Genomic DNA, 16,795 nt, shown 5'->3' with positions numbered 1-16,795 from the left:
AGAGGTTGAAAATCGTGTTCTGGTAGCGCGTGATCTCTTGCTTTGTTTTGCGGTTATACTTGCCTAAAGCCGGCGTTTATACTTTTACGTAACGTTATGCGGTATTTTTCATTCCGGCCGGCACCTTGCCAGCTACGCAACAAGCAACTATAACAGCCAGACACTCGCAGGAGCTGGGCACGCTGCGGGGTCTTTCCGGATAGCTAACGCCCGTTTGGTTTTGAGCGCAAATCACTGTAACTTCACAACGAAACCCAATAAAGTAAATCAAAACTATGCAAACTAAAGAAGTATATATCATTTCGGCGGTTCGTACTCCCATCGGCTCTTTCGGTGGAGCTCTGGCCAGCGTGTCTGCTACCCAACTTGGCGCGGCGGCTATCAAGGGAGCCCTGGAGAAAGCCGGCGTGGATAAAAAAGAAGTGCAGGAAGTGATCATGGGCAACGTGCTGTCGGCCAACGTGGGCCAGGCCCCTGCCCGCCAGGCGGCTATTTTTGCCGGACTGGGCCATGAGGTAGAGTGCACGACCATCAACAAAGTATGCGCCTCCGGTTCAAAGGCCATAATGTTCGCGGCGCAGGCCATCATGCTGGGCCATAAGGATGTGATCGTGGCGGGCGGCATGGAAAGTATGAGCAACGTGCCTTACTACCTCGACAAAGCCCGTTTCGGTGCCAAGTTGGGCCACGGCCAGATGATCGACGGTCTGATGAAAGACGGTTTGTGGGACGTGTACAACGACTTCCATATGGGCAACGCTGCCGAGAATACGGCCCGCGAGATGAAGATCACGCGCGAGATGCAGGACGAGTACGCCATCAGCTCCTATAAGAAAGTGGCCGAGGCCGCAGAGGCCGGGCTGCTGAAAGACGAGATCGTGCCGGTGGAAGTTCCGCAGCGCGGCAAGGATCCGATCGTGGTAACGGAGGACGAGGAGTTCAGGAAAGTGAGCTTTGAGAAGATCCCGGGCCTGAAACCTGTGTTTGATAAGGCCGGGACGGTAACGGCCGCCAACGCCTCCACCCTGAACGACGGTGCCGCGGCGCTGGTGCTCATGAGCAAGGAGAAGGCCGAGGAGTTGGGCGTGAAGCCAATCGCCAGGATTCTTGGCTTTGCCGATGCCGAGCAGGATCCGATCTGGTTCACCACTACCCCATCCCTGGCCATCCCGAAGGCGCTGAAAAACGCCGGCGTATCTCCCGAAGAGGTGGATTTCTACGAGATCAACGAAGCTTTCTCGGTGGTGTCCATCGCCAATAACCAGAAGCTCGGATTGGAAGGCGGCAACGTGAACGTGTTTGGCGGCGCCGTGTCGCTGGGCCACCCGCTGGGAGCCTCCGGTGCGCGTATCGTCACAACGCTTTGCAACGTGCTGGATAAGAAGGGCGGCAAGATCGGCGTGACCGGTATCTGCAACGGCGGCGGCGGCGCCTCTGCCATCGTGATTGAGAAAGTATAAATTGCCCTTGGGCACATAATTTGCAGGAGGCCTTACGTTAAGCGCGTAAGGCTTCTTTTTTATACTTTGCCCCGTGTCGTAAATCGTTTCCTGTCATTTTGATGTTTACCAATTCTAAAGAACCCATGTCATTAGAGACCGAGCTAGCTAAATTCTGGGAATGGGCAGGTATGACGCCAGAGACTTACCCTGAAAACAGGGGACTGGGAGAGTGGGAAGCCGCGTATACGGAATGGGAAACGCTATATAAGGCAGCACATGAAGCGGTTGCGCAGCTTAATACGGAATTCAACCACGACCTGGCCCAGCAGCTCGTTTATGCCCTTGCCATAGACAATGAATCTGAAAAAGTCCGGGAGATCATTGAGGAGAAACTGGAGAGCAAACTGCGGTTCGTTAAAAAGGTAATTAATTCAAACCAGCCACAGGCCATATGGCAGATTGCCGAACTGCTTGGAAATGCTGAGGTGGAGAACGGGGAGCAGCTCCTTGTTAATCTGATTATCCGCAACGACGATAAGTATATAAAAAGGAGGGCTTTGCTAAGTCTGGGTAAAGTCAATCATCAAAAAGCAGTTGAACTGGCTCAAAAATTTCTAAAGGATACTGACCCGTTCTTAAGGCTGGTATCAAAAGAGATCATCAAAAAGAAAGTATAACCTGATACCTTATTACCAGACAGTCTTACTACTTATGGCGAAATTGCTTTCACTCTTATCTGCTTCCCTACTTCTCAGCTCCTTGGCTTTCGGGCAGGGCCAGCAGAAAGTCGTTACCTACCACGACGAGAGCTTCACCCAAATTAAGGAAGAATATTTTATCACTCCCGACTCCGCCATCGTGGGCTATTACAACCGCTACTACCCTACCGGCGAGCGCGAGGCGCTGATCAAGTTTGTGGCGGGCAAGAAGGACAGCGTGTACACCGAGTTCTACCCGAGCGGGCAGCCCAAACTGCAGGTCACGTATCAGCAGGATGTAAAACAGGGCCCATTTAAAGCCTACCGGCCGGACGGCAAACTGCTGCAGGAAGGCTTCTTTGAGAACGACAGGCAGAGCAAACTCTTCAAAACCTATTTCCCGGACGGCACGCTGCAGAAAGAAACGGAATTTGTGAACGGCTCTCCGGAGGGAGTGATGCGCGAGTACTACCCTTCGGGCAAGCTCAAGTCGGAGATGACGTACCGCAACAGCAAGCAGAACGGCCCGGCCAAAACCTATTATCCCAACGGAAACCCTGAAACCGAGGCCAGCTACAGCAACGGTATGCTGCAGGGCTCCTACAAAACCTTCTACGACAACGGCCAGGTAGAAACCGAGGTACAAAACGTAGCCGGCGAGAAGCAGGGCACCTACAAAAGCTACTACCGCAGCGGCAAGCTCAGCACCGAGGGCCAGTTTGTGGCCGGCAAAATGCACGGCCCGGCCAAATCATACTTCGAGAGCGGCAAACCGCGCAGCGTGATCAACTATAAGAACGGGGAGATAAACGGCACGGCGCAGTACTTCTATGAGGATGGAAAGCTGAAGGAGGAGATCACCAGCAGCGGCAACGGCTCTGCTGTGAAAACCCTGCGCTATTACCCGAGCGGCAACCTGCAGGCCGAGGAGCAGCTGAAGGACAAGAAAAAGCACGGCAACTGGAAAGTATACTTTGATGCCCCAGGCAAGAAAATGAGCCTCAGCGAGAACTACAAGGACAACCTGCTTACCGGCGAGCGCCTGACGTACCACGACAACGGGCAGGTGCAGGAGAAGCAGGTGTATGAGAATGGTAAAATCGTAGGTGCGAGCTATACGTACTATCCTTCCGGCAAGGTAAAGTCGGAGACCAACCACAAGGGCGGCCTGCGCTTCGGGCCATACAAATCATACTTTGAGGACGGCAAAACGGAGGTGCTGGGCCAGTTCCGCAATAACCGCGAGACCGGCACCTGGAAGTACCACAATCCCGAAGGCAAAGTTGTTAAGACCCGCCTCTACCGCAACGGCCAGGTAATGGAGGAAAAAGAGAAGTAAGTATAAACCGCACTCCTAAGTAAAAAGCACCTGCACCTGGGTGCTTTTATGTTTGCTATACTTTTATTTACCTATATTTAGCAGTGCAGTATCCCTAATAGCAGCGTTCCTTAGTTTTATACAAGTCCGGTAAGGGATTATACTTTTACAGAGGCCCTGGCAGCCATTAACAGAGAGGCACATAACCCTTAAGTACAAAACATCAAACACACACCACATGAAGAAAAGCATTTTTTTACTCCCCTTGCTGGCGTTAACGCTGGCCTGCTCCGAAAGCACAGAACAAACAACAGAGACAACCGAGGTAACAGCCGAGCAGGCCGCCGCCATAGAACAGGCCACGCCGCAACTGGAGGAAATGGTACAGACCTCAGAGGCTGAAATAGACTCCATTCAGCATGAGGTGGATTCATTGTTAAACGATATTTAAGCGCATCCTATGAAAAAGATCATCACACTAGCCCTGGCAGCCTTTGCCGTATGCTCCGTAGCGCTGGCACAAGGCCAGGGACAAGGTAAAGGGCAGCAGAAAAAAGAGGAAAAAGCAGCACAGAAAGGCGAGGATGCCCAGGAGAAAGGCCGCCAGCAAAAAGCCGAAAAAACAGACGAGCACACGGAGGAAGCCCGGCAAAGAGGCCGGGAAGTGAAAGAGGAAGAGAACGAAGCCAGTGCCGAAGAAACCCGGAACGACGGCAATGCCTATGGTAAAAACAAAGGCGAGCTGAGCGGCAAGGAGTTTGGTCAGCAGCGTGCTGCCGAGGCGAAAGCCGCTGCTGAGCTGAAAAAGCAGGAGGCCGAGCAAAAGATTAAATCCCAGGAAGACCAGATCAGAGGCAACGAAGACAAAATAGCGCAGGCAAAGGAAAAGATAAAAAAGCAGGAAGAGGCGCGCGAAATTTCGGCTGAAGAGGCCCGGGTGAAAATAGAGAAGGTGACGCAGGCGGAGGAAAAAGTAAGGCAGATGCGGGAGATCGTGGAGCGCCAGCGACAGGAAGTAAAGCGCATAGAGGAAGCGCTGCTGCAGTAGTTTATACTTTGCAAAGTATAAAAAAGCATAAAACAGGCTCCCCACACGGAGGCTAAAACAGGAAAGCACCCACAACAGGGTGCTTTTCTGTTTTAGAGGCACCGGCACCACCCCTTCCATAACTATGATGGATAAGCAGGCGTAACATCAGCAAAAGCAACGTGTAAATTTAAGCGATACAAGATGACAACTGATGAAAACAAACACAGCGGCGCCCGCAAGGGTGTGGCTGTCATAACCGGAGCCTCGGCAGGCCTGGGCCGTGCCTGCGCCCGCGAGTTCGCTAAACAGGGCTATGATGTAGGCTTGCTGGCCCGTGGCGTGGAGGGGCTGGAAGGCGCCAAACGCGAGGTGGAGCAAATGGGCCGCAGGGCCGTGTATGTGCAAGTGGATGTGGCGGACGCCCAGGCCGTGGAGGCTGCCGCCGCCAGGATTGAGCAGGAACTGGGCGAGATTGATGTATGGGTGAACAACGCCATGAACAGCGTTTTCAGCCCCGTAAAGAAAATGGAGCCGGATGACTACAAGCGCGTAACCGATGTAACTTACCTGGGCCAGGTGTACGGCACCCTCTCCGCCCTCAAGCGCATGCTGCCCCGCGACCGCGGCTCCATCGTGCTGGTGGGATCGGCGCTGGCGTACCGGGGTATTCCGCTGCAGTCGGCGTACTGCGGCGCCAAGCACGCCATCCAGGGCTTCTACGACTCGCTGCGCACCGAACTGATACACGACAAGAGCAACGTGAAGATCACCATGGTGCAGCTGCCCGCCATGAACACCACCCAGTTTATGTTCGTAAAATCGCGTCTGCCGAACAAACCCCGCCCGATGGGCACTATCTTCCAGCCGGAGGTGGCAGCCGAGGTGATCGTGTATGCTGCCGAAAACGAGCGCCGCGAGTACCGCGTGGGCTACCCTACCCTGAAAGCGATCATCGGCAACAAAATTGCGCCCTGGTATGCCGACCTGGTACTTGCCCACGACGGCTTTAAAGGACAGCAGACAGACGAGCCCGAGGATCCGAACCGCCAGAACAACCTGTATGCGCCGCTGCCCGGCGACCACGGCGCCCACGGCACCTTCGACGACCAGGCCACTTACAGCAGTCCGCAAGTATGGCTGAGCCTGCACCGCCAGGAAGTGCTGACGGGTGCACTGGCCATCGGGGCACTGGTGCTGGGCAGTATACTTTCCAGGAAGTGGGCAAGGGATGAGGAGGACGTGCTGAACTTTGAGATATAAGTATACCTTTAGAAACAAAAAAGGCCGCTACCTTACCAGTAGCGGCCTTTCCTTTTGCTGAAAAAGTATAACTCTTAACGGCCGAAGTCGTCCTGCACCCGCACAATGTCGTCCTCGTCGGATGGCCGTGCGGCGTCGGTGTGCTGCCAGATCTCGGCCAGCACGCCCCAGTCGCGCAGGCCCACCAAGCGGTGGCGCTCCCCTTGCTGCAGCTTAATCTGGTCGCCGGGCTGCAGTACTTTCTGCTCGCCCTCCTCATCGGTGTTGCTGGTAACCACGGCCACCGTGCCTTTTACGGCACGCCAGATCTCGGCTCTGCGGTGGTGGTACTGCCATGACAGCCTTTTCTCCGGTGCCACCACCAAAATCTTCGGGCTCAGCTTGCCGGATATCTTCAGGTCATCTACCGACATACCGTTAAAGTAAGTGTCTGCAAACCGCTGTGCCTGCGCCTCGTCTATCACAAAAAAGCCACCCCACGGGCGGGTGCGGTCCTGCTTGTCTATGCTAAATCCCTGTGCCTGCAGCTCCTGCTCCAATTCCCCGAAAAGCTTTTCCTTCATTTCTGTTTCTGACGCCATGTCTTCTCTATAGTTTCTGTATTGGTGTTCAAATCGTTTCAAGAATTAAATATAGCAATACGGAATAAACCTGCGAAGTTTTCGGTGAAAAGAATATGTTAATTGGTCGTGATGGTAACGTATGGAAAGTATAAACAGCGCTCCTGAACCCCTGTTAAGGCGCTGGTTATACTGAATTTATACTTCCATACCCTGCGGGGCTATCACGCTACATAGTGCTAATTCAATATATTTCTGTAACTTAATGTTAAAACCGGTGAAGCGATGGAACGCAAGTTACAGATTACGGGCAAAGGCAAACTTTCTGTTGCCCCCGACATGGTTATACTTTCCTTTGATGCCTCGGCGCACGAGTGGGAGTACGAGAAAACAGTGCATGCGCTAAACCGGAAGGTGGAGGAGCTCCGCACCATTATTGAGGCCGTGGGTGTAGAGCGGAAAAGCCTGAAGACAAAGGACTTCGGCATCCGGAAAGAAACCGTCCGCAACAAGAAAACCGATACCTATGAGTTCAACGGCTTCAGGGCCTCCCATGACCTGGAACTGGAACTTCCCCTGGACAAGAGCATTATCAACCAGTTGCTCGGCCAGATCGCAAAGGGCCTGGATAACCTGGACTTCAGCATTGCCTTCGGAGTGAAAGACGCCTCAAAGCAGCAGCAACAGCTCATTCTGCAGGCCATTGCCAAAGCCAGGGAAAACGCCACCCTGATTGCCGGGGCCACCGGCGTGGAGCTGCTGGAGATCCTCGACATCGACTACTCCTACCGCGAGCTCACTATCCGTTCCCGACGCCACGACTACAACCTCTATGAAGCTGATGTGAAAACCACCTACGACGCCACCCCCGATTTTGAACCCGATGACATAGATGTGTCGGAGACCGTGACGATAACGTGGCGGATTGGCTAAGGGAGCCGTGAGGTGCTGGTGAAGACGAAAAAGCGCGGCAGTATATTGGCAAAAACCCATCTAACTGATCCTCAAGGCGGTTTGAAAAATAATTTACACCTAAACTTTTAAATATTATAAATAAATTATATATATTTATAAAAACACTTCCAAGCTATAAATAAACTATACTATGGACTTTATAGATGTAATCAGAGCTCTGGGCGAGAAAGTGAGTCGCCTGAAGGACACTATCCAGACCGAGGAGGCGACAAAAAACGCCTTTGTTATGCCTTTTATAGCTGCCCTTGGCTATGATGTTTTTAACCCGCTGGAGGTGATACCGGAATTTGTAGCGGACTTAGGCATCAAGAAGGGAGAAAAAGTAGACTATTGTATTCAGAAGGATGGTCAGCCAATCATCATTGTTGAGTGCAAGCATTGGAAGGAGGAACTGAACGTACACAATTCCCAACTGCACCGATACTTTCATGTCTGCAGCACCCGCTTCGGCATACTTACCAACGGCATTATCTATCGCTTCTATACTGACCTGGAGGAGCCAAACAAAATGGATGATAAGCCTTTCTGGGAGTTCAACATCACTGAGATAAGCGATGCATCTGTGTTTGAGCTTAAAAAATACCAGAAGAACTCCTTTGATGTCGATCAGATCGTTAGCGCTGCCACTGAATTGAAATACACCAGGGAAATAAAGAAAATCGTGGGTGGGGAATTTTCCAGTCCATCTGAGCAATTTGTACGCTACTTCGCCAAACAGATTTACGCCGGTGTTCTGACGGCAAAGGTGATGGAGCAGTTTTCTCCGATGGTAAAGAAGTCCCTAAACCAATATGTAAGCGACCAGATAAGCGACAGACTGAAGTCTGCCTTATCCAATGAGGCAGAAGCTTCCAAAGTGGAGCGGGATCCACTGCCGCAGCCAGCTGAAGAGGCCAAAGGAGAGAGCAAAACCGAGTTTACGGAGCAGGAACAGGAAGCTTTCTTCATTGTGAAGTCCATCCTCCGCACTAAGATAGATGGTAAAAGAATTTTCCACAGAGATACGTTGCGCTACCTGAACATTCTTCTTGATAACAACAACAGGAAGACCATCTGCCGTCTATACCTGAACGCTTCGAAAAAGTACCTGGCTTTGCTGGATGAGAAGGGGAAGGAGAATAAAATAGAGATCGCCTCGATTGACGATATCTACGACTACTCCGACTTGCTGATTCATGCATTACTCCGTTTTGAGCAGCCTGCCGAGGCGGAGCTTACATAGCCGCTCACCCGACAAGCGCAGACACAAAAGCCACCTACTGATCAGATGGCTTTTTCTTTACACGGAGGCGGCAGCGCTAATCGACCTTTATGTTATACTTCCTAAGTATGGCTTTGAACTGTGGCCTTAGCTGCTGCAGCATCCGGTCGAAACCCAGGTCGTTGGGATGGGTGCCGTCCACCGTGCCCTCATGGTCAGTGCCGAGCTGCTGCCTGTAGGAAAGCAAGTATAAATCCTTCACGCCGCTGCGCAGTAGTTTGTTTACTTCCTCCTCTATCTGCTCGTTTTGCGCTTTTACCCTTGCCCCTACCACCTGGTCGAAAGCCCCGTGCTCCCGCACCGTACTCGGGATAACCAGAATGGGCGCTTTTGGATGATGCTGCCGGATGGTGTTAACCAGGTAGGCGGTTCGCTCCTTGATCTCCTGCGGGGAGGAGTTCGGCACGCAGTCCAGCACGAAAGCATCCGCTGAGATGGACGCGATCATATCGGCCACGGGCTTTTCCATCTTGGCGCTCCCGCTCAGGCCCAGGTTCAGAAAGTTCAGGCCGGTGTCGCGGCTCAGGCGAGCGGGATAGGCTATGCCCGGCCTGCTGGCAGAGGCTCCCTGCAGGATGCTGGAGCCATACATCAGGATGCGCTTCCGGAAAGGGTCTGGCAAGGGCTGTAGCGTAGCCCCTTCCGCCACCCCGATTTCGAGGCTGGTTGTCTCATCGTACAAAGGCAGGTAGAGCAGGCACTCCTTCTCGCCCTCCCCCATGTTGCGCACCAGGGTATACTCCGAGCAGTCTCCGTTGGGCATTCCTACGCCGGCAAACTGCCAGCGGCCATCCTTTTTAATGTATAGGTCAAGCCCCTCATAGACAATGGCCGTCATGTTGGCGGAAGCTGTGCGGGGGCTGGTGCACCACTTGGCCGAAACAGTGGTACTGTTGGTCTTGAAAGCGATGGCAAGGCCGGCTGAATTCGTCAGGAGCCGCTTTACCGCCGGTGGCATGTCAGGGTAGTCGGTGGTGTCTATTCTGTGGTACACCTGTTGGGTAGCCTGTATTTTCCCAACCAGCGTAAGCTCTGTGGCAGAAGTATAAACAGGGGTCTGCGCATGGGAGAAGGTAACGGTAGCGGCAAAAAGTATAACCAGTGCCCATTTCAAAAGGTAAGATTTCATATTGCAGGAGTTTTATACTTTGGTTGGATGACGTGCCGGGTAGTGCGATGCTATACTTTATACTTAGATGCGATTTATACTTAGGTGCTATACTTTATAACTCAAGTTGTGATTAACCTCCCCCTCCCAGTAGGGTAATTTTGCAAAAGAGCAGGTGATTCCCCTCCTCGGAGGGGTTAGAGGAGGATTTACACCTGCACTGCATCAGTAAATCGCAACTTGGGTTTTATACTTATAGAGCAAAGTATAAAGTATGACCCGCGCTTTGCTTGTTTCCCTTTAGGATCGCTTGCCGCCTATTTCTGTACAAAGGCTATGGCGGTCGCTACGCCGCGCTCGCCCCCATGGTCAAACTTCTTGTTGTCGCAGGGATAGTTCACTACGCCCCGGTTTCTGATCCAGGCCGTGGAGGAACCTCCCCCATCCAGGTTCATGGCCTCCACGCAGCCAAGTGCGTGCATCACCGTCGCCAGCTCTTCGGTTGTCATGCCATGTGCCTCCGTAAACCTGCCATCTACCACCACCGCAATCAGGTGGTTGTCGGCTGTGATGCCCACAGCCGTTCGGGGGTGACGGTTGGTGTTGAAGACCTGCTGCTCCTGCTTTACGGTCTTATCATCCAGAACCAACAAAGGCCCGGACGCCAGCAGCGTATGGGCTTCCGTTAGAGAACTCCAGCCGGCTGCGGGCTTCTTTACAACAGAGATGCTCCCGTCCGTTCCGATGGCAAAACCGGCATTCTCGCGATAGGGGGTAAAGCCGCTGCGGGTGGTGTTGATGATCTCCCCATCCTTCTTAAAGAAGACCGTGGAGCCACCTTTCGACGTGTCAAAAAAAGAACCGTTGATAGCCACTGTAGCACCTACACTGGCAGCTGCCTCGCTAGTTTTGATAAAGCCCGAGAGCACATGCGGCACCTCCACTTCCAGTCCCGCATCGTTCAGGTCGATGTCCAGGATGGTGATGCTCTGGTTCGAGCTGAATAGTTCTTTGAAGTGCTTATACTTCCATACAATGGATTCCGAGACTTTCTTCGTTTCCCAATCCGCGCTGGTGAGTTGTTCGGCAGCTGTCTTCGGCGCTTCTACAACCGGGGGGGCGGAAGGGGTTACCTCGTCGTTGGAGCAGCCGACCAAAACCATGGCCGGGATCAGGAATAGGGCTAAAAGCTTTTTCATTATACTTACAGTTAACTCGCTCATGTGTCAGTAATGCTTCGGGAAAGTATGGCTTACTTCTTCCCAAGTATACTTTCCGGCCAGGCCAGCTCGATCTTCTTCGGATAGCCGGCCTCCGCTTTCGGTTCTCCATCCAGGGAGATGCTGATGTACTCCTTGCCTCTGTACAAGTATACTTTGTTCTCTTTGCTGTTATAGTCGGCAGCGTCCAGATCGCCGCTTCCCCAGGCGAAGGGCCAGTCAGCCACGAACGTGTTGATCTTTTTAGGAAAGCCGGCGGCGATCCTGTTATTTTTAGCCGACAACACCAGGTACTCGTCCCCTTTGAAAAAGTATATCTCCTTTGTTTTTGGATGGAAGAAGGCAGCATCCAGAAAGCCGCCCTGCCACTGGACCGGAAGGTGCTGCACCAGGTCCGTCAGCGGCTTCGGATAGCCCGCATCCAGCGTCCTGGCCTCCGGCGAGAACCGGGCATACTCCCCTCCCCTGAAAATGTATACTTTGTTGTCGCGGCTGTTATGGTAAGCGGCATCCACCGCGCCCGCCCAACCGGCAGGTATGGCCGGAAGCGCCTGTGCAAGCCCCTCTGTCTCCCCCTCGCCCGGCTCAGCTGAGCCTTGCACTGACACGACTTCACCGATAAAGTGATACGTGCTGCCCGGCTCCTTCTTCTTGCCTGGCACGGAGAAGCTGGCGCCGACCAACGGCCAAAGCGCTTTTGCAGTGAAAGCCTCGCTGCTCACACTCGGGTCGAAGATATTGGTGTAATTCACCTTATCGGTATTTTTAGGGAGAATGCCCCCTTCGATATGGTATACCGCCGTCACGCTGTCGTTTTCGGTAAAGCGCGCGGCCACCGGAATGGCGTGCCAGTGGTTGGAGACCACGTACAGTTTATCGCCCGGGCCGATGACGCGGGAGCCGTCTGCCTTTCGGAGCACCCTGCTGTAAGCGTAGTTCTGCACGGTGTTTTTGGATTTCTCCTCTTTAAAGATGATCTCCGCCGGAACGCCTTTTTCCACCAGCAGGTTGGTCATTTCCGTTGCCTCGCAGATGGCGGACTGGTGCGCAGCGCAACCGCCCGAAACGATGATATAGTCGAAAGGAACGGCAGACTTGTAGAGCCTGTAGCCAATGTCAACCCTTTCTACCAGCGTTTCCATATCAGCGGAGCCTAAAATAAGCATCCCGTTCTTTCTGTCCGACACCTCCTGCTGCGCAGCAGCCTGGAAGGCAATCATACTTACCATTAGGGCAAGCAAGCACTTGGTTCTGTGTAAGCTTTGGTAAATAGTGCGTCTCATGTAGTGCTGTTGGTGAAACAAAAAAGGTGTGCTCCGCAGACGCGCCGCGACTCCGGTTATGTATACTTTCAATGTATACTTGCATCCCCCCTTGCGTTAGGGGTGCAAGTATAAATGCCTACGGAGAGCCGCAGGGCAGCTCTCCGTAGGCATTTTAAAAGATTACTGTGCCACCAGGGCTCCCATGGTGGAAAGGCCTGAACGGCTGTTCTGCAACAGGTCCGCGGTAATCAGGCTGCTCTCCACGGCGGGGGTAAGGCTAGTGCCAATTCTTACCAGGTCGTCCGTGGTCATACCGTGCTCCAGCGCGGGGTTGTTTTCCCCAACAGGCACGTACTCGGCGTTCAGCATGGTGGCTGCATTAAAGCTGGCCCCCTCGATTGCTTGTCCGCTCGCGTCGTAAGCAGCGCTCCCCAGTACGGACCGCTGCACAACCGGAGCCGGCGCGTCGGCCTCGTACGCATCCACATCAGGACCATCTTCCGCCTGCACGTTGCCCGAGATGATGGAGTTGTAGATGCTCACCTTGTTGACGCCGGCTCTTCGGTAAACCCCTCCGCCCGGGCCAGCGATCGTATTTCCGGTGATGGTGGTATTCACGATGCTCGCCTCGTTGTTATCATACATCATAACGCCGCCACCGCCATTTTTAGAGGTACTGCTGTTATTGATGATGAGGCAGTTCACTAACAGCCCCTTTGAGTTGGCCCTGATGTAAAAGGCAGCCCCATAGGAACGGCCCTTGTTGTCCGCAATCACCGAGTTATACATGTTGATCGTGGCCTCCGGGTAACCGTGTACGCCTGCCGCTGTTCCGCCTTCGTTGCCTCTAAATTCAGAGTCGTAAATATGGGCTACGGACTCGCTGATCCACACCCCGCCGGCGTTACCGGAGGAGATGTTGTTGTTTACCTTACTGTTTTTGATGGTCACGACAGAACCGCCGAAGGCGTAAAGGCCCGCTACGTTCTTATCAGACTGGTTATCCACAATCTCTGTGTCAAGTATATCCACCACGGCGTTGCCGATGGTCACGCCGCCGCCATAGTCCCTGCGGAAGTTGGTGCCGTTGATGGCAGCAGAAGTAGTCGCCGCACCGGCTCTGCCATCGGTAATCTTCAGGCCTTCCAGTACAACTTTCTGCCCTTCTGCCTTCGGCGCGGATACGGTTACCACATGGTAGGCCACTCCCCCACCGGAAAGGGTGGTTGTGTACTGCTGGTGGTTCGCCTCGCTGCCTTCGGTGGCATCTGCCGGGTAGCCGCCTTTCAGCCGCACATACTTGCCTATTTCAAAGGTCACGTCGCCGGCATCGCTGGCATCTCCACCCGTAACGGTTACGGTAGGCGTGTAAACTCCCTCAGCGATGTGAATGGTATTCCCGCTAACCGCGATGGCCAGGGCATTCTCCAGGCTGGTGGCCTCCTCCCAAGTGTATCCCTCCCCGGATGCCCCTGCCTTCACGTAGATGTCGTCCCTGTTTCCGGCCTCCTGCACCACCTGGATCTCTTGCTGCGTCACACCGTTGGCGGTCACTGTGATCCGGGCGGTCCTTTCGTCGTCGTCGTTTTCCAGCACGTTGAAGGTAAGGCTGATCTTGCCTTTTTCCCCGCTTGTTTGATCCAGAACAACCCAGTCTGCATCCGAGGCAACCTGCCAGGGCTGGTTGGTTAAGAACACGATGGTGTGCTTGCTGCTGGTGTTAGCCACAGAGAAGGTCTCGTTCTCCAGGAACAGCTTTGGCTCGTACACCGCATCATCCTCCTTGCAGCCGGCCAGGTTCAGAAGTAGCAGGGCCCCCAGCAGGAACCGCGTGATATAGTTGGAGTATAGTATTTTGTTCATGACTTGATTCTGTTTTAGTTATCAAAGGCATCCGCCATAACAGGCATTTATACTTGCCTGCCTACTTGCTATTGCTATAGTTGTTGTAAAGCGTCTGGTAGCACGTGGCCAGATCCTTTTCGTCTTTAAAGGCACTCTCATACATGAACGGACCGGTGTAGCCCACCTTATCCAAAGCAGCCAGAATAGCGTTCCAGTCGTTCTTGCCCTCGCCGGAGCAAGGGAAAAAGTGGTTCTCCGCCGCCCCTGTGCCATCGGCGATGTGTACCGTTTTCAGGCGGTCTCCCATGGCTATGATCAGCTTTTCCGGGTTCTTGATGTGGTTCATGTCGATGGCGGAGTAAATGGTTTTGGGCAAGCGCGCAAAGATCTCCTGTGTCTCCTCCACCGTGCGCATCAGTGGCCGCTCCTTGCCGTTGCTGGCCATCAGCTCGGGGCCGAGCATGTTCTCGATCACCATGGTGGCGCTGATGCCGCGCACCGCCTCATCCAGCTCTATGGCTGACTTGATCAGCTGGCTTTTGCGCATGTCCCGCTCGTTTAGCCCCAGGTAGTAGCTTGGGTGGAAGAGGATCACCTCCGGCTCGAGGATCTTCAGGAAGTTGATCAGCTTGATGTGCTTTGCCACCACGTCCTGCCGGTCCGCCTCATTAATGAAGGAGAGGTCGATGTTCTGGCCAAACGGCATGTGCACCGACCATACTTTGATACCGGCTGCGTCGGCGGCTTTCTTGGCATCGGTCAGCTTCTTGACGATGGCCTCGTCCGAAAGCTTGAAATTCCTGTTGCCATCCAGAAAGGTGGACATCCCGGAGGCTTCCACATAGGTTATCCCCACCGACTTGGCGTACTGGAGCTTTTCTGGGGTGAAGTTGCCGATACCCAGGCCATAACCGATTTTCAGGGGCGCCACAGGTGTTTCCGTCTTAGGTTCTTCCGGCTTGGGTGAATCCGATCCCGAATCGCACGCCGAAAGGCTTAAAAGGCAGCTAAGTAGTAAGGTTATCATTTTTATACTTGTCATACTTTAAGATGATTTATTCCCAGTTAGGGTTTTGCACCAGGTTCTCGTTCAGCCTCAGGTCCTCGATCGGGAGCGGGTAGTAGTAGTCCCGGTTTTCGTCAAAGTATCCGCCCAGCTGGAAGGGGTTCAGGTTGCCCGAGGTGCCGTTTGTCAGTGGCCGTTGCTGCACGTTGATGATGGTGGAGGCCTCCTTTGGTGCACCCGATGCGTTGCCATTGTGCAGGAACACGTCCACGATACCGTCGTTGTTGAAGTCGTGAGAGCCAAGTCCTGAGAAGTAGATACCCAGCATCGGCTGCTCCAGCTTCTTACCTTCTTTCCAGCGCATGAGATCATCCCAGCGGTGGCCCTCGTTGAAGAGCTCTATTCTGCGCTCGCGTCTGATCTCCAGGATTACACCCTTGTTGGCTCCTTGGTCCACGTTGGGATACATGCTGGCCAGGTAAGGATCCGGGTTGGCATTGGCCTGCGCCAGGTCAAGGTGCGGCATGCCCACCCTGTCCCGCAGCTTGTTGATGCTGATATCCAGGTCCGGCTGCGTGAGGGTACCCAGCTCGGCTTTGGCCTCTGCCAGTATCAGCAAGGCTTCGGCGTAGCGGAAGATAATGATGTCGAAGTAAGCGGCGCTCCACTGGTCCCTGGACGGCAGGGCCTTGATCACCCTATAGCCTGTGGTGGTGCCATTTAGGTTTACAGGCTCGCGTGTCGTCTCACCGTACACTTTAAAGTCAGGTCCTGCGGTGGTCTGCGTCAGACGGGGATCGCGGTTCTGCATCTCCTCGTAGAATCCCTTTGTCTCGTAACCCGGGATGTCCGTGAACCTGCTGCCGTCCTTCATCAGGTAGCTGTTGATCACGTCCTTGGTGATGCCCCAGGCTCCCTGGGTTGGCGCTGTCATCAGGTACCCCAGGTTGTGCTGGCCCAGTTCTGAGTCAAAGTCCCGGGCAAGTATGGTTTCCGTAGGGTCCTGGTTGTTTCTGGCAAACAGCTCGCGGTAAGCACTGTTCGCCCCGCCGGCTGTGAACAAGCGGTAGGCGCCTGAGTTGATCAGTTCCTGGGAGGCAGCGGCAGCTTCCTGCAGCAGCTCTTCATAATCGCCCAACCCATGGTACTTCCTGAAAGTGCCTTCATATAAGGCAATCCGGGCCTTCAGCAGCAGCGCCGTATACTTGGTGATGCGGTTGAGTTTCACCTCTGCCGGGATGTTGTCGATGGCAAAATCGATGTCAGCCATCACCGAGTCGATCACCATTTTCCTTGAATCGCGCCCTTTGTACAAATCCGGGTCGCCGGCCTCCAGCACTTTGCTATACCAGGGTACGTCGCCAAAGCGTTGCACCTTTTCGAAGTAGAAGTAGGCTCTGAAGAAGCGGGCAATGCCGCCATACTTGCGCTTAGCTGCTTCGTCGGGCACCTGTTGGTAATGCTGCAGAAAGAAGTTTATGTCGCGGAGCCTTCCCCAGGACCATCCCCCACTGCCGCGGTTCGTCGGCACGATGCGGCCGCCTCTCACTCTTTCGGACGCTATCAGCGGCAAGGTATTATCCGAGGCGGCATCATCGCTGTACACGCCGGTGGTGGGAAGCATGGTATAAAAATCGTTGGTGGCTACTTCCAGGTCGGTGGCCGTTTTAAAGAAGAACTCGGCATCCACCACATCCTTGGGCGGGCGGTCCAGAAACTCTTTCTCACAACCCGAAAACAGGACGGCGATTAGCGCAAAAACGGAGGTTATGTATATTCTATTCATCTTTTTCGTTGATATCATCAG

Annotated in this window: 15 protein-coding genes; 8 read left to right on the top strand and 7 right to left on the bottom strand. The window is 53.8% G+C overall.

What is annotated here, in order from left to right:
- The first annotated feature begins 275 nt into the window (after window positions 1-275).
- The 6 genes from A3841_RS09780 to A3841_RS09755 all read left to right on the top strand — a co-directional run bounded on the left by A3841_RS09780 (window position 276) and on the right by A3841_RS09755 (window position 5,748).
- Window positions 276-1,460 (top strand): acetyl-CoA C-acyltransferase, encoded by a 1,185-nt coding sequence (locus A3841_RS09780; RefSeq protein WP_073852141.1) that lies wholly within the window; start codon window positions 276-278, stop codon window positions 1,458-1,460.
- Between the two features lie 125 nt (window positions 1,461-1,585).
- Window positions 1,586-2,119, top strand: coding sequence for a HEAT repeat domain-containing protein (locus A3841_RS09775; protein ID WP_139307930.1), 534 nt, complete (start codon window positions 1,586-1,588; stop codon window positions 2,117-2,119).
- Between the two features lie 34 nt (window positions 2,120-2,153).
- Complete coding sequence (locus A3841_RS09770) at window positions 2,154-3,479, top strand: toxin-antitoxin system YwqK family antitoxin (protein ID WP_073852139.1); 1,326 nt, start codon at window positions 2,154-2,156, stop codon at window positions 3,477-3,479.
- Window positions 3,480-3,696: 217 nt separating this feature from the next.
- Window positions 3,697-3,909, top strand: a complete 213-nt coding sequence (locus A3841_RS09765; protein WP_073852138.1) for a hypothetical protein — start codon at window positions 3,697-3,699, stop codon at window positions 3,907-3,909.
- Window positions 3,910-3,918: 9 nt separating this feature from the next.
- Window positions 3,919-4,506 carry a hypothetical protein gene (locus A3841_RS09760; RefSeq protein WP_073852137.1) on the top strand — a complete coding sequence of 196 codons (588 nt, stop codon included), beginning with the start codon at window positions 3,919-3,921 and terminating at the stop codon, window positions 4,504-4,506.
- 183 nt (window positions 4,507-4,689) lie between these two features.
- Entirely contained in the window at window positions 4,690-5,748 is a 1,059-nt protein-coding gene (locus A3841_RS09755; RefSeq protein ID WP_073852136.1) for an SDR family oxidoreductase, read from the top strand.
- Between the two features lie 74 nt (window positions 5,749-5,822).
- Here the strand turns inward: A3841_RS09755 and A3841_RS09750 are convergent, their stop codons facing one another.
- Window positions 5,823-6,329 (bottom strand): cupin domain-containing protein, encoded by a 507-nt coding sequence (locus A3841_RS09750; protein ID WP_073852135.1) that lies wholly within the window; start codon window positions 6,327-6,329, stop codon window positions 5,823-5,825.
- A gap of 264 nt (window positions 6,330-6,593) precedes the next feature.
- Here A3841_RS09750 and A3841_RS09745 point away from each other — a divergent pair, with 264 nt between their 5' ends.
- Both A3841_RS09745 and A3841_RS09740 read left to right on the top strand, forming a co-directional pair.
- The gene (locus tag A3841_RS09745; RefSeq protein WP_073852134.1) at window positions 6,594-7,241 is read left to right on the top strand and encodes an SIMPL domain-containing protein; all 648 of its coding nucleotides are present in this window, start codon (window positions 6,594-6,596) and stop codon (window positions 7,239-7,241) included.
- A gap of 172 nt (window positions 7,242-7,413) precedes the next feature.
- Complete coding sequence (locus A3841_RS09740) at window positions 7,414-8,505, top strand: type I restriction endonuclease (protein ID WP_073852133.1); 1,092 nt, start codon at window positions 7,414-7,416, stop codon at window positions 8,503-8,505.
- A gap of 76 nt (window positions 8,506-8,581) precedes the next feature.
- Here the strand turns inward: A3841_RS09740 and A3841_RS09735 are convergent, their stop codons facing one another.
- From A3841_RS09735 to A3841_RS09710, 6 genes are all read right to left on the bottom strand, one after another.
- Window positions 8,582-9,673: an SGNH/GDSL hydrolase family protein gene (locus tag A3841_RS09735; RefSeq protein WP_073852132.1), complete on the bottom strand. Its 1,092-nt coding sequence runs from the start codon at window positions 9,671-9,673 to the stop codon at window positions 8,582-8,584.
- Window positions 9,674-9,969: 296 nt separating this feature from the next.
- On the bottom strand, window positions 9,970-10,851 hold the full coding sequence (locus A3841_RS09730) for a phosphodiester glycosidase family protein (RefSeq protein WP_073852131.1): 882 nt from the start codon (window positions 10,849-10,851) through the stop codon (window positions 9,970-9,972).
- 53 nt (window positions 10,852-10,904) lie between these two features.
- Entirely contained in the window at window positions 10,905-12,092 is a 1,188-nt protein-coding gene (locus tag A3841_RS09725) for a hemopexin repeat-containing protein (protein ID WP_170866168.1), read from the bottom strand.
- Window positions 12,093-12,317: 225 nt separating this feature from the next.
- Window positions 12,318-14,000 carry a BACON domain-containing protein gene (locus tag A3841_RS09720; protein WP_073852129.1) on the bottom strand — a complete coding sequence of 561 codons (1,683 nt, stop codon included), beginning with the start codon at window positions 13,998-14,000 and terminating at the stop codon, window positions 12,318-12,320.
- Window positions 14,001-14,061: 61 nt separating this feature from the next.
- Window positions 14,062-14,913: a sugar phosphate isomerase/epimerase family protein gene (locus A3841_RS09715; protein ID WP_206073074.1), complete on the bottom strand. Its 852-nt coding sequence runs from the start codon at window positions 14,911-14,913 to the stop codon at window positions 14,062-14,064.
- Between the two features lie 124 nt (window positions 14,914-15,037).
- Window positions 15,038-16,774: a RagB/SusD family nutrient uptake outer membrane protein gene (locus A3841_RS09710; protein WP_073852639.1), complete on the bottom strand. Its 1,737-nt coding sequence runs from the start codon at window positions 16,772-16,774 to the stop codon at window positions 15,038-15,040.
- Window positions 16,775-16,795: the final 21 nt, after the last annotated feature.

The sequence above is a fragment of the Pontibacter flavimaris genome, assembly GCF_001907195.1.
Taxonomy (GTDB): Bacteria; Bacteroidota; Bacteroidia; order Cytophagales; family Hymenobacteraceae; genus Pontibacter; species Pontibacter flavimaris.
This window is presented reverse-complemented; position numbering and strand designations above follow the sequence as displayed.

Coding starts and splice junctions, on each gene's coding strand:
- A3841_RS09740 (WP_073852133.1), top strand. CDS start 7,414: ATGGACTTTATAGATGTAATCAGAGCTCTGGGCGAGAAAGTGAGTCGC.
- A3841_RS09775 (WP_139307930.1), top strand. CDS start 1,586: ATGTCATTAGAGACCGAGCTAGCTAAATTCTGGGAATGGGCAGGTATG.
- A3841_RS09765 (WP_073852138.1), top strand. CDS start 3,697: ATGAAGAAAAGCATTTTTTTACTCCCCTTGCTGGCGTTAACGCTGGCC.
- A3841_RS09760 (WP_073852137.1), top strand. CDS start 3,919: ATGAAAAAGATCATCACACTAGCCCTGGCAGCCTTTGCCGTATGCTCC.
- A3841_RS09720 (WP_073852129.1), bottom strand. CDS start 14,000: ATGAACAAAATACTATACTCCAACTATATCACGCGGTTCCTGCTGGGG.
- A3841_RS09755 (WP_073852136.1), top strand. CDS start 4,690: ATGACAACTGATGAAAACAAACACAGCGGCGCCCGCAAGGGTGTGGCT.
- A3841_RS09725 (WP_170866168.1), bottom strand. CDS start 12,092: ATGATTGCCTTCCAGGCTGCTGCGCAGCAGGAGGTGTCGGACAGAAAG.
- A3841_RS09735 (WP_073852132.1), bottom strand. CDS start 9,673: ATGAAATCTTACCTTTTGAAATGGGCACTGGTTATACTTTTTGCCGCT.
- A3841_RS09745 (WP_073852134.1), top strand. CDS start 6,594: ATGGAACGCAAGTTACAGATTACGGGCAAAGGCAAACTTTCTGTTGCC.
- A3841_RS09750 (WP_073852135.1), bottom strand. CDS start 6,329: ATGGCGTCAGAAACAGAAATGAAGGAAAAGCTTTTCGGGGAATTGGAG.
- A3841_RS09730 (WP_073852131.1), bottom strand. CDS start 10,851: ATGAAAAAGCTTTTAGCCCTATTCCTGATCCCGGCCATGGTTTTGGTC.
- A3841_RS09770 (WP_073852139.1), top strand. CDS start 2,154: ATGGCGAAATTGCTTTCACTCTTATCTGCTTCCCTACTTCTCAGCTCC.
- A3841_RS09780 (WP_073852141.1), top strand. CDS start 276: ATGCAAACTAAAGAAGTATATATCATTTCGGCGGTTCGTACTCCCATC.
- A3841_RS09710 (WP_073852639.1), bottom strand. CDS start 16,774: ATGAATAGAATATACATAACCTCCGTTTTTGCGCTAATCGCCGTCCTG.